This window comes from Allobosea sp. P4_E12 (assembly GCF_056401655.1).
The window spans coordinates 76,184-88,391 of the sequence record NZ_JBFUIY010000003.1; the positions used below are offsets into that span (position 1 = coordinate 76,184).

Here is a 12,208-nt window from a genome sequence, read left to right on the forward strand (position 1 = left end):
TCATGCCGACCATCATCCTCGACTTCTTTCGCGCCGTCTGGCGCGGCCCCTTCGGCCCCACGGGCCTGGTGATCCTCGGGATCTGCCTCGCGCTCGCCATCCTGGGGCCGACGATCGCGCCCTATGATCCGGTCGCGCGCAATTACGACGCCGCCGGCAAGCTGCTGCGCCTGGCCTCGCCCTCCTGGCAGCACTGGCTCGGCACCACCCTGCTCGGCCGCGACGTGCTCAGCCAGATGCTGGTCGGCGCCCGTCCGGCGCTGCTCGTCGGCGGGCTGACGGCGCTCGGCACCGTTCTCATCGGGGTCAATATCGGCCTGATCGCCGGCTATTTCGGTGGTCGCATCGACTCCTTCCTGATGCGGCTGACCGACATGTTCCTCGGCCTGCCCTTCCTGCCCTTCATCATCATCGTGCTCTCGCTCACCGGCCGCAGCCTGACGACGATGGTCATCGCCATGACACTGGTGATGTGGCGCTCGACGGCGCGGGTGGTGCGCGCCCAGGTGCTCTCGCTGCGCGAGATGCCCTTCATCGCCGCCGCCCGGATCACCGGCGCCAGCGATCTCGCCATCATCTACCGCGAGATCGCGCCCAATATCATGCCGATCGCGCTGGTCAGCGTCGCCTTCGCGCTCGCCTGGGCGATCATCACCGAGGCCAGCATCGGCTTCCTTGGATTCAGCGATCCCTCGGTCGTGAGCTGGGGCTCGATCGTCTATGACGCCTACGCCTCGCAGATGATGTATCGCGCGCCCTGGTGGGTCGTGCCGCCGGGCATCGCGATCATGGTGCTGGTCTCGGCGGTCTATTTCGTCGGCCGAGCCTATGAGCAGGTCATCAATCCGCGCCTGAGGACGGGCTGACGCCATGCTGCCGAGCGACACCCATCCCTTGCTGTCGATCGCCGGTCTTGCGGTGAGCTACGGCACGCCACGCGGCCCGGCCAGCGCCATTGCCGACCTCAGCCTGGAGATCGGCAAGGGCGAGAATCTGGGCCTGATCGGCGAATCCGGCTGCGGCAAAAGCACATTGCTCAAGGCGGTTATGGGCGTGATGCCCGACAATGCGCGGATCGTCGCCGGCCGCATCGCGTTTCAGGGCCGCGATCTCGTCGCCGGCAGCGACCGGTTCCGGCGCTCCGTGCGCTGGGCCGGCATCTCGATGGTCACGCAGAGCGCCCTCAATGCGCTCAATCCCGTTCTGCGTGTCGGCGATCAGATCGCCGAGGCGATCCTCGCCCATCGCGATGTCTCCCGGGCCGAAGCCTGGCGCCGGACCGAAGCGCTGCTGACCATGGTCGGCGTCGCTCCGGAGCGGGCGCGCGACTATCCACACCAGTTCTCGGGCGGCATGCGCCAGCGCGCGATCATCGCCATGGCGCTGGCGCTCGAGCCGCCGCTGGTGCTGGCCGACGAGCCGACCACGGCTCTCGACGTCGTCGTCCAGGGCCAGATCTTCCAGAGCCTGCGCGCACTCCAGCAGCGGCTCGGCTTCTCCCTGCTGCTGGTGACGCACGACCTCGCGTTGGTCATCGAGAATTGCGAGCGCGTCGCGGTGATGTATGCCGGCATGATCGTCGAGACCGGGCCGACGCGGGATGTCATCCGCCGGCCGATGCACCCCTATACGCTCGGGCTCAAGAACGCACTGCCGCGGCTCGGCAGCCGCTACGAACCGATCGCGATCCCGGGCGGCCCGCCGGACCTGACCGATCCTCCGCCGGGCTGCCGCTTCGCCGCGCGCTGCCCCTTCGCCCTGCCGCTGTGCCGGACCGAGCCGCCCGCGCTCTCGACCGTCGCGCCGGGTCGGCAGGCGCGCTGCCACCGCGCCGCGGAGATCGACGAACTCGCCCCCCTCGCCGCGCTCCCGCAGACCTGGGACGCGCTCGCCGCCGCGCCGCGATGACCTTCCCGATGATCTGCCCGCAACGCGGGCAGATCATGGATTCCCGGAAGCAACCCCAAACCTGAAACGGAGATCGAAGTGAACTACTTCGCCTATGCCAATCTTATGGACATCAATTGCATCCACGGGGTCGCCCCGTCCGCGAAGGCGCTCACCATTGCCTGCCTGAAGGATTACGAGCTGACCTTCGGAAAAACCACGGACGGTTCGTATAACGGCGCGCGGCTCGCCCCCTCCAAGGGAGCCGAAACCTGGGGCGTTCACTACGAACTCTCCGAAAGCGACATGGCGGCCATGGACAAGTCGGCCGGCACGGATCAGGGCCACTGGGCTCACAAATCCGTGGTGCTCCATATGCCCGACGGCCAGCTCGTGAATTCGACGACCTACGACATACCCAATCCGTCAGGACCGTCTGGAGCACCGGCGCATTATATCGAGCCGTTGCTCAAGGGCGCGCGCGCCAACAACCTCCCCCCGGCCTATATCGAAAAGCTGGAAAGGCTCCTGAAGGGCGCTTGATCCGCTCGGCCGGTTCACGAGGCGAGGCTCCGTGGCGCACACCGCTCAAACGGACCCTTCGCCAGTCGACGCGCTGCCGGCCCCGACCTGGCGGGATCGTCAGCTCGCGCTCCCGCATGCCGCAAGAGCGGTGCAGCGCGCTGGTCAGCGCGCCCGCGGGTCGAGGGCGTCGCGCAGGCCATCGCCGAGCAGGTTGAACGACAGCACGGTTGCGAAGATGGCGATGCCGGGCCAGAGCGCCATCCAGGGCGCATTGCTCAGGAAGCGCTGGGCCGAATTCAGCATCGAGCCCCAGGAGGGCGCCGGCGGCTGCAGGCCGAGGCCGAGGAAGGACATGCTCGCTTCCGCAATGATCGCGGCTGCGATCGTCAGTGTCGCCTGGACCATGAGCTGCGGCAGGATGTTCGGCAGGATGTGGCGCACCGCGATGCGCCATTGCGGATTGCCGACCGCGCTTGCCGCTTCGACATAGTCCTCAGCCTTGATCGAGAGCACCTGGCCGCGCGTCAGGCGGATGAAGAGCGGCATGGCGGTGATGCCGATCGCCAGCATCGCATTGGTCAGGCTGGGCCCGAGGAAGGCCGCGAGCGCGATCGCGAGGATGAGGAACGGGCAGGCCAGCATCGCATCGGTGAAGCGGCTGATCAGGCCGTCGACCAGGCCGCCGAGAAAGCCGGCTGCGAGCCCGAGCGGCACGCCGATCGCCATGGCGATGCCGACCGAGGTCAGGCCTGCCAGCAGCGAGGCCCTGGCGCCCCAGATGATGCGCGAAAGCATGTCGCGGCCGGCCTCATCAGTGCCGAACCAGTGCGCGGCGGAGGGTGCCTTGCGCACCGCGGTCCAGCTCTGCGCCGCCGGGTCGTAGGGCGCCAGAAGCGGCGCGAAGACGGCGACGAAGACCATGAGCAGCACGACGGCGAGACCGACCAGCGCGCTCTTGCGCTTCGACAGGCGCCGCCATACGCGGCCGCGGAAGAAGTTCGCGACGGGATTGGCCGAAGGCTTGGGTTCCGAGATCGTCAGCACAGCTCAGCTTCTCAGTCTTGGGTTGACGAGGATGTATCCGATGTCGGCCAACAGGTTGAGGACGATGTAGAAGAGCGAGGTCACGAGCACGACGCCCTGCACCACGGGATAATCGCGGGTGAAGACGGCATCGACGATCAGCTTGCCGAAGCCCGGGATCGTGAAGATCTGCTCGGTCAGGACCGCGCCGGAAAGCAGCGCTCCGAACTCAAGCGCACCAAGAGTGATGATCGGCGTCAGCGCATTGCGCATCGCATGCTTGAACACGACGACCCATTCGCTGAGGCCCTTGGCGCGCGCGGTGCGAACGTAATCGCTTTCGAGCGCCTGGAGCATCGCGCTGCGGGTGTGGCGCATGATGACGCCGGCGATCGCGGTGCCGAGCACGCAGGCGGGCATGATCGTCGTCGAGAGGTTCATCCTGAGGTCCTCCCAGGGGCTGACGAAGCCCGAGGCCGGCAGCCAGCCGAGATGGACCGAGAAGAACATGATCAGCATGATGCCGAGCCAGAAATTCGGCACCGAGATGCCGGCAAGCGACGCGACATTGGTGGTGTAGTCGATGGCGCTGTTGGGGCGCAGAGCCGAAATGACGCCCGCCGTGATGCCGACCACGAGCGCGATCAGGATGCCCATGACCGCGAGCTGCAGCGTCACCGGCAGCTTGAGCAGGATCAGCTCGAGGACGGGGCGGTTATGGCGCATGGATTCGCCGAGATCGCCGGTCACCACGCCCTTCAGCCAGTAGAGATACTGGACGATCAGGGGCTGATCGAGGTGATACTGGGCGCGGATCGCGGCCAGCGTCGCCTCATCGGGATTTTCGCCGGCGAGCACCAGCGCCGGATCGCCCGGCAGGAGATGCTGCAGCGAGAAGATGATCATCGACAGAAGGATGACCGTCGGGACGAGCTGCAGAAGGCGGCGTCCAAGAAGCGAAGACATGGGTCAGCCCTCCGTCACGGTCTGGGCCGGCCGCGCAGCCATGGCTTCAAAGGCCGCGAACAGCTTTTCGAGCTTCGGGTTGCGCGGTTCACGCGCAATCTCGGCTGCATCCTGTGCCGGCAGTTCGCGCCAGAAGGCGCAGGCATTGGCATGGCCGCCCGCTTCGACCTCGAGCACCATGCTCACGCTCTTGCAGGCCGGTCGCGCATGCGGGCAGCGTGTATGCAGCCGGCATCCTTCGGGCGGGGACAGCGGGCTCGGCAGATCGCCATGGAGTCTCGCCGCGCGCGAGCGCTGGTGGCTCGGCGGCGCCGCGACCGGAATGGCCGAGAGCAGCGCCCGCGTATAGGGGTGGCGCGGCGCGGCGAAGATCTCGTCGGAGGTGCCCATCTCGACGACCTTGCCGAGATACATCACGGCGACGCGATCGGCGATGTGCTTCACGACACCGAGGTCGTGCGAGATGAAGACGAAGGCAATGCCGAGCCGCTTCTGCAGGTTCTTCAACAGGTTGAGGACCTGCGCCTGGATCGAGACGTCGAGGGCCGACACCGCCTCGTCGCAGATGATCGCCTTCGGCTCGGAGGCGAGCGCCCGGGCGATGACCACGCGCTGGCGCTGGCCGCCGGAGAATTCATGCGGATAGCGGTCCGCCTGTTCCGGGCGCAGGCCGACCATGTCGAGAAGCTCCGCGACGCGCCTGGCGCGCTGCCCGGCCGGCACGATGTCGTGCAGCATCAGCGGCTCGGCGATCGTCTGGGCGATCGTCATGCGCGGGTTGAGCGAGGCATAGGGGTCCTGGAAGATCAGCTGCACATGCCGGCGCTGTGCGCGCACGGCCGCGTGGCTGGCGTGGGTGACGTCCTGCCCGTCGATGAAGACCTCGCCGGAGCTGGGCTCGATCAGGCGCATCAGCAGGCGGCCGAGCGTCGACTTGCCGCAACCGGATTCGCCGACGATGGCGAGCGTTTCGCCGGGCATCAGCGACAGGGTCACGTCATCGACCGCGCCGACGGACGCGAGCGGGCGGCCAAACAGCGAGCGCTTGACGACGAAGCTCTTGCCGAGGCCGCGGGCTTCGAGGATCGGCTTGGCCGCGGGGGAGCTGGAGGCGCTCTGGATCATGGGACGAGGTCCTGCATGGGCGCACGCCAGCAGCGGCTGAAATGGCCGGCCGTGACCTCGATGAGGTCCGGCATCTCGGCGCAGCGCGCGACGCGGAAGGGGCAGCGCGCCTGGAAGCGGCAGCCCGAGGGCGGATTGGCCATATCGGGCACGGTGCCGGTGATGGCGACCAGCTGCTCGCGCTTTTCGTCGAGACGCGGTAGCGAGCCGAGCAGGCCGACCGTGTAGGGGTGCTGCGGGAAGGTGAAGAGATCCTCGACCGAGCACTGCTCGACGACCTGGCCGGCATACATGACGATGACGTCGTCGCAGGATTCCGCGACCACGCCGAGATCATGGGTGATGAGGATGATGGCGGTGCCGGTCTTCTGCTGCAGCTCGCGCATCAGCTCGAGCACCTGCGCCTGGATCGTGACGTCGAGCGCAGTCGTCGGCTCGTCGGCGATCAGCAGCTCGGGATCGCAGGCGAGCGCCATGGCGATCATCACGCGCTGACGCATGCCGCCCGAGAGATTGTGCGGATATTGATGGTAGCGGGTCTCGGGCGACGGAATGCGCACCAGCTTCAGCATGGCGATGGCGCGTTCGGTCGCCTCCTTCTTCGAGATCGGGCGGTGGCGCAAGATGACTTCGTTGATCTGCTCGCCGACCGTATAGGACGGGTTGAGCGAGGTCATCGGCTCCTGGAAGATCATCGCCAGCCGGTTGCCGCGCAGGCTGCGCATGCCTGATTTGCTCTCGTCGAGCAGCTCGCGGCCATCGAAATTGACGCGGCCGGAAATGCGCGCGCTGTGCTCGGGCAGAAGCCGCATCACGGCGAGCGAGGTCACGCTCTTGCCGCTGCCGGATTCGCCGACGATCGCCAGCGTGCGCCCCTTCCGGACCGAGAAGCTGACGCCATCGACCGCAGTCACGGTGCGCGTGTCGCCTTCGAAGGCGACACGCAGGTTGTTGACGTCGAGGACGGACGCGGATGCGTCATCAGCCCGAACGGATCGGAGTGGGGTGCTCATCGCGTCCTTGGTACCGGTTCAGTTCTCGGTTCCGGCTCAGTTCCCGGGTGCCGGCTCAGTTCTTGCGGCTGACGTCAGCCAGGCGGATGATGCCATCCGGAGCGGGCTTGAGGCCGGTGATCTTGGAGCTGTGCGCGAAGATCCACTGCGAGTGGTAGAGATAGACGATCGGCAGGTCCTTGAGCAGGATCGCGACCGCCTTGGCGTATTCGGCCTGGCGCGCAGCGGGGTCCCCGAGCGAGCGGGCCTTGGCGAGGATCGCGTCGAGCGCCTCGTTGCAATACTTGGCGTCGTTCGTCGCGGCGCCGCAGGAGAGCATCGGGGTGACGTTCAGGTCGGGATCGACGCGGCCGCTCCAGCCGACGAGATGCGACTGGAACTTGCCCTGGCGGGCGACGTCGAGCAGCGTCATCAGTTCGGTCGGCTTGATCGAGACCTTGATGCCGATGTCCTGGACCATCGCCTGGATAAGCTGGGCGACCTGCTGGCGCTCGGCATCGGTGGGAACGAGCAGTTCCAGATTGACCGACTTCACACCGGCCTCGGCCATCTTCTTCTTGGCGGCGTCGAGGTCACGGGCCGGAACCGGGAAGCTCTTGTCGTAGAACGGGCTCGACGGCGGGAACGGCTGGTTGCCGATGCTGGCCTGGCCGTCGAAGACGACATTGCTGATGGCCTGACGATCGATCGCGAGGCTGAAGGCTTCGCGGATCGCGGCCTTCTTGCCGGCATCGAGATTGGCGCCATCGCCACCGATGCTGAAGGTGATGCCGTAATAGCCAAGGCCGACGACGGGATCGACGGCGAGCGCCTTGTCGGCCTTGACGGCGTCCACGTCGGTCGCTGCCAGACGCTCGATCAGGTCGAGCTGGCCCGAGCGCAGGTTCAGCAGGCGGACGTTGGAATCCGGCATGCCGCGATAGATCAGGCGATCGAACTTGTACTTCGCCGCATCGTAATATTGCGGGAATTTCTCGAGGACGATGCGGTCCTGGACCACGCGCTCGAGGAATTTGTAGGGACCGGAGCAGACCGGCGCATCGGTGAACTTGTCGCCGAGCTTTGCACCAGCCGCTGGGCTGATGATCATGCCGGCGCGGTCGCTGAGCGCGGCGAGCAGCGGAACCGAAGGCTCCTTGAGGCTGATCTTGACGGTGGTCGGATCGACGGCTTCGACGCCCTTGATCGCGCTGATTTCAGCCTTGCGCCGCGAGATGCCCGAGGTGAGCGCGCGCTCCAGATTGTACTTGATCGCCGCGGCGTCGACCTTGGTCCCGTCGTGGAAGACGGCATCGCTGCGCAGCGTCAGGGTCAGCACGGTGCTGTCTGCGCTCCATTCCCAGCTGGCCGCCAGCATCGGGATGATTTTGCCGTTCTGGTCGATGTCGACGATCTTGTCGCAGAGCGACTGCAGCACGTGGCGGCCGACGAAGCTCCAGTTGGACACGGGGTCGAGCGTATCAGGATCGTCCTGCAGGCCGATCTTGAGAACGGTCTGGGCGGCGGCGGGCGCCACCGTCACGGCCATGGCGCCGAGCGTCAGGCTGGCTGCGAGTGCAAGATAAGTCGGTTTCATCGATAGTCCCCTCTCCTGTTCCGGAATGCTTGTCTCATTGGGGTCAGCGGGTCGGGATCAGCGGGCGACCGCATAACCCTGGACGCCGCGCGGGTTGGCGCCGGCCTTCACCAGCTGCACATCGCCATCCATCTCGCGGGCGACCGCCGAGAGGCGTCCTTCGGACCAGGCGTCGCCGACGGTGATCTTGTGGCCCCGCGCCGCCAGATCGTCGCGGACCGCCTGCGGGAAGCGGTCTTCGAGCGTGACCGCGCCGAAGCTGATCTCGCGCGGCCAGAAGGAGCTCGCGAGATGGTCGGTATGGAAGGACGGGGCGTCGATCGCTTCCTGCAGGTTCATGCCCTTGTGGAGATGGCGCAGCAGCATGATCAGCTGCCATTGATCCTGCTGGTCGCCGCCCGGCGTGCCGAAGGCCATGTAGGGCTGGCCGTCCCGGTAGACGGTGGACGGGGTCAGCGTCGTGCGCGGCCGCTTCGACGGCGCGAGCGTGGAGTTCAGGCCCTCTTCGAGCCAAAACATCTGCGCACGGGTCGTCAGGCTGAAGCCGAGACCGGGAATGACCGGGCTCGACTGGAACCAGCCGCCCGACGGCGTCGCGGACACCATATTGCCCCAGCGGTCGACGGCGCTGACCTGCACGGTGTCGCCGCGCTGGGCGCCTTCGCGGGTCAGTGCCGGTTCGCCCTGCCTGTCATTCGGCAATTTGGCTTCGCGGGCGACCGTCGGCTCGCCGCCGCCAAGGCCGGGCTGTGCAATGGTGCCAACCGTGCGCAGCGGCGGCAGATTGGGATTGCGCCCCTCAGGGGTGCCGGGGAGGACGTCCATCGACGCCTTACCCGTGATCAGCGCGCGGCGGATATCGGCATAGCCGGAGGAGAGCAGCGCCTTGATCGGTACATCGGAGCTGTCGCCGTACCAGGAATCGCGGTCGGCCATCGCGAGCTTGGCCGTCTCGACGACGAGATGCACGAAATCGGCGCTTGTCGGATCGAGATCGGCGATATCCGTGCCCTTGAGGATCTGCAGCATCTGCAGCAGGACCGGTCCCTGCGACCACGGCCCACATTTGAAGACCTCGCAGTCGCCATAGGTCACGGAGACCGGCTTTTCGATCTGCGGCTGATAGTCGGCCATGTCCTGGGCGGTGATCAGGCCCTTGTGGCGGCGGCCCGAGACGTCCCAGACCTCTTGCGTGGCGCAGAATTCCTCGATCCGCTCGGCGACCGGGCCGCGATACCAGAAGTCGAGCGCCGCATTGATGCGTGCCTCGCGATTCCCGGCCGATTTCGCGTGGTCGAGGATTTGCTGGTAGAGCGCGGCGATCTGCGGATTGCGGAAGAGCTTGCCGGACTGAGGCGCCACGCCGCCCGGCAGGTAAATCTCCGCGGAACTCGGCCAGTGGGTCTCGAACAGCTCGCGCATCGAGGCGATCGTCCGGGCGATGCGCGGCACCAGCGGATGGCCGGTCCTGGCATAGTAGATCGCTGGCGCCAGCACGTCCTCGAGCTCGGCCGTGCCGTAGTCGCGCAGCAGCGTCAGCCAGGCGCCGAACGCGCCGGGAATGCAGGCGGCGAGCAGGCCGGTGCCCGGAATGATATCGAGGCCGAGATCCTTGAAATGCTTGATGGTCGCCTTCGCAGGGGACGGCCCCTGCCCGCAGATGACGATCGGCTGATCGGCTCCGGCCGGGGTCACGATGATCGGCACCTCGCCGGCGGGGCCGTTGAGATGGGGCTCGACGATCTGCAGGACGAAACCGGTGGCGACCGCGGCGTCAAAGGCGGTGTGGCCCTTTTCCAGGATGGACATGCCGACGGTCGAGGCAAGCCAATGCGTCGAGGAAACGGCTCCGAATGTGCCCCTGAGTTCCGGTCGCGTCGTAAAAGTCATGGCAATTCCTCATTTCCAGCCATCCGCGACCGCCTGAGGAAGGCTGTCGACAAGGCCGGAGATCCACGCGGGGATGTTAGACAAGCCTCAGGATTTTGTGCCGCTGCTCATGCGGGAGCGGCTCGTTTTGTATATTTTTTGTCTACATTGCAATAGGATTGTGTACTCATCGGGATCAGCCGAGATGGTCAACTCAGGGGATGGCGAGCTTGGGAATTGAAGATCGCGCGATGCTGGACGTGCCGGCCGCCACCAAGAAAAGTCGCAGTGATTTCATCGCCGAACAGCTCGAAGAGGCTGTGATCAACGGCGAATTTCCGGCGGGCTCCCGGCTCGATGAAGCCTCCATCGCCCTGCAGTTCGGCGTCTCCCGCACGCCCGTCCGGGAAGCACTGCATATCCTGTGCGGCCGCGGACTGGCCGAGCGCGAGCCCTATAAGGGCGTGGTCGTGACGCAGATTTCCACGGAGCGCATCGACGAGATGTTCGAGGCGATGGCCGAGCTCGAGGCGACCTGCGGCCGGCTCTCCTCACACCGGATGACGATGCGGGAGCGGGCCGAACTCGAAAGCCTGCACCGCCAGATGAATGCGCTGGCCGACGATGGCGACCTCGATGGCTACACCGAGCTCAACACGCAGTTTCACAGCCTGCTCTTCCAGGGCAGCCATAACAGCGACCTGATCGCGGTTGCCCAGACGCTACGGCTGAAGCTCGCGCCCTTCCGCAAATTCCAGCTCAAGGACAAGGGACGCATCAAGCGCTCCTGCCGCGAGCATCAGCAGATCGTCGACGCGATCCTGGATCAGGACGCCAAGACTGCGGAAAACGCGCTGCGCCGCCATCTCGTCTCGGCGGCCCAGGAAGTCCTGATCAAACGGCAGCGGCAGGAAGACGAGGCCGTCGCCAAGAATGCGCTCTGACGCGCTCTGAAAGGTACGTTCCAAATGACTGATAGCATTGAGAAAGAGGCGATCCGTGCGGTGATCGCCACGATGCAGGCGGCCTGGAACCGCGGCGATTTCGCGGGCTATATGGCTGGCTTCGCCAATCCCGATGTGATCTTCGTCTCGCGCGGCCGCATCCAGAAGGACTGGCAGGGAACGCTCGACCATTACATCGCCGATTATGGCGGCGGGCCGGGTTCGCAGGGCGAGCTCGCCTTTTCGAACATCCGCATCGAGATGCTGGGGCCCGATGCCGCCCAGTTGATCAGCGACTACAAGCTGGTGCGCGCGGCGGGTAACCAGACCGGCGTCAACACCCGCCTGATGCGCAAGCGCGACAATGGATGGGTCATCGCCCTCAACCACGTCTCTCAGATCGAAAGCAACACGCAGGCGGGAAAGGCCCCTGGGAACTAACCCGGATGCGGCCGACCGTCGGAGCCGAGCACGGGTCGCGGCGTGAACAGCGCCGCGCCGCCCAGCCGAGTGTCACGCAGCCAGTACGGTAACAGGCGTTCCGGGGGCGACGCGTGCGTAGAGATGCACGATATCCTGATTGATCATCCGGATGCAGCCCGACGAGACGTTGGTGCCAACACTGTAGGGCTCCAGAGTGCCGTGAATTCGGTAGCCAAGATCCCGACCTTCCCCGAAAAGATACAGGGTACGCGCGCCCAGCGGACTATTGGGGCCACCGCGCACGCCAAGGCCCCTCGGCGTCTTCTCGAGCTGGGCCTTGATGGCTGGCTCACGCTCAATCATTTCGCGGGGCGGAACCCAATCGGGCCAGTCCCGCTTCATGTTGACCCGCGCCAAGCCGGACCAGGCGAAGCCCTCACGTCCAACACCGACGCCGTAGCGGGTCGCAACGCGGGGCGTTTCGACGAAATAGAGATGGTAAGAGGCCGGATCGACGATGATCGAGCCCGGGGCCTCCTCTCGCGTAAGCTCGACGGTCTGGCGCAGATAGGCCGGATCAACCTTTCGATAATCCACCGTCCGGACCGCAAACCGCTCACCTGGATAACCCGTATAGACTTCGGCGTAGTTCGGCCGCGCCAATGTACGCGTCGGGCTCGCTCTGGCTGGGGAAACAGCCGGCAGGCCGACGCTGCTTCTCGTGCCGCATCCCGCGAGCCCGGCAGCGGCAAAGGTCAAGGCAGACATGGTAAAGCAACGGCGGGTCGGCATGGATGTCTCTCAGGCAAGGCTTTGGAGAAACATGGACTTAGATCGTTAGGGCGACGTTAAGCCGA

At 66.0% G+C, this 12,208-nt stretch carries 12 protein-coding genes; 5 read left to right on the plus strand and 7 right to left on the minus strand.

Annotation, left to right across the window (positions count from 1 at the left end; all coding sequences use genetic code 11):
- The first annotated feature begins 2 nt into the window (after window positions 1-2).
- The 3 genes from AC1DW9_RS04140 to AC1DW9_RS04150 all read left to right on the plus strand — a co-directional run bounded on the left by AC1DW9_RS04140 (window position 3) and on the right by AC1DW9_RS04150 (window position 2,430).
- Complete coding sequence (locus tag AC1DW9_RS04140) at window positions 3-866, plus strand: ABC transporter permease (RefSeq protein ID WP_476775977.1); 864 nt, start codon at window positions 3-5, stop codon at window positions 864-866.
- Between the two features lie 4 nt (window positions 867-870).
- The gene (locus tag AC1DW9_RS04145; RefSeq protein WP_476775978.1) at window positions 871-1,908 is read left to right on the plus strand and encodes an ABC transporter ATP-binding protein; all 1,038 of its coding nucleotides are present in this window, start codon (window positions 871-873) and stop codon (window positions 1,906-1,908) included.
- A gap of 78 nt (window positions 1,909-1,986) precedes the next feature.
- Window positions 1,987-2,430, plus strand: a complete 444-nt coding sequence (locus tag AC1DW9_RS04150; protein WP_476775979.1) for a gamma-glutamylcyclotransferase family protein — start codon at window positions 1,987-1,989, stop codon at window positions 2,428-2,430.
- Window positions 2,431-2,574: 144 nt separating this feature from the next.
- On the opposite strand, the gene AC1DW9_RS04155 is transcribed toward AC1DW9_RS04150, so the two are convergent.
- From AC1DW9_RS04155 to AC1DW9_RS04180, 6 genes are read right to left on the minus strand one after another with little or no spacing between them, the layout of a single operon-like run.
- Window positions 2,575-3,456: an ABC transporter permease gene (locus AC1DW9_RS04155; RefSeq protein WP_113511875.1), complete on the minus strand. Its 882-nt coding sequence runs from the start codon at window positions 3,454-3,456 to the stop codon at window positions 2,575-2,577.
- A 3-nt stretch (window positions 3,457-3,459) separates the two neighbouring features.
- A complete protein-coding gene (locus AC1DW9_RS04160) occupies window positions 3,460-4,401 on the minus strand; it encodes an ABC transporter permease (RefSeq protein WP_476775980.1) in 942 nt (313 codons plus the stop codon).
- A gap of 3 nt (window positions 4,402-4,404) precedes the next feature.
- A complete protein-coding gene (locus AC1DW9_RS04165) occupies window positions 4,405-5,526 on the minus strand; it encodes an ABC transporter ATP-binding protein (RefSeq protein WP_441507366.1) in 1,122 nt (373 codons plus the stop codon).
- On the minus strand, window positions 5,523-6,539 hold the full coding sequence (locus AC1DW9_RS04170) for an ABC transporter ATP-binding protein (RefSeq protein ID WP_441507365.1): 1,017 nt from the start codon (window positions 6,537-6,539) through the stop codon (window positions 5,523-5,525). The genes AC1DW9_RS04165 and AC1DW9_RS04170 overlap by 4 nt, the downstream gene beginning before the upstream one ends.
- Before the next feature lie 55 nt (window positions 6,540-6,594).
- Window positions 6,595-8,115 carry an ABC transporter substrate-binding protein gene (locus AC1DW9_RS04175; protein ID WP_476775981.1) on the minus strand — a complete coding sequence of 507 codons (1,521 nt, stop codon included), beginning with the start codon at window positions 8,113-8,115 and terminating at the stop codon, window positions 6,595-6,597.
- Window positions 8,116-8,172: 57 nt separating this feature from the next.
- On the minus strand, window positions 8,173-10,005 hold the full coding sequence (locus tag AC1DW9_RS04180) for a gamma-glutamyltransferase family protein (protein WP_476775982.1): 1,833 nt from the start codon (window positions 10,003-10,005) through the stop codon (window positions 8,173-8,175).
- A 209-nt stretch (window positions 10,006-10,214) separates the two neighbouring features.
- On the opposite strand from AC1DW9_RS04180, the gene AC1DW9_RS04185 reads away from it, so the two are divergent.
- Together AC1DW9_RS04185 and AC1DW9_RS04190 are read left to right on the plus strand one after the other, a co-directional pair.
- Complete coding sequence (locus tag AC1DW9_RS04185; protein ID WP_441507362.1) at window positions 10,215-10,928, plus strand: GntR family transcriptional regulator; 714 nt, start codon at window positions 10,215-10,217, stop codon at window positions 10,926-10,928.
- Window positions 10,929-10,952: 24 nt separating this feature from the next.
- Entirely contained in the window at window positions 10,953-11,369 is a 417-nt protein-coding gene (locus AC1DW9_RS04190) for a nuclear transport factor 2 family protein (RefSeq protein WP_476775983.1), read from the plus strand.
- A gap of 72 nt (window positions 11,370-11,441) precedes the next feature.
- Here AC1DW9_RS04190 and AC1DW9_RS04195 read toward each other — a convergent pair whose 3' ends face one another.
- The gene (locus AC1DW9_RS04195) at window positions 11,442-12,143 is read right to left on the minus strand and encodes a L,D-transpeptidase (RefSeq protein ID WP_476775984.1); all 702 of its coding nucleotides are present in this window, start codon (window positions 12,141-12,143) and stop codon (window positions 11,442-11,444) included.
- Between the last annotated feature and the right edge of the window lie 65 nt (window positions 12,144-12,208).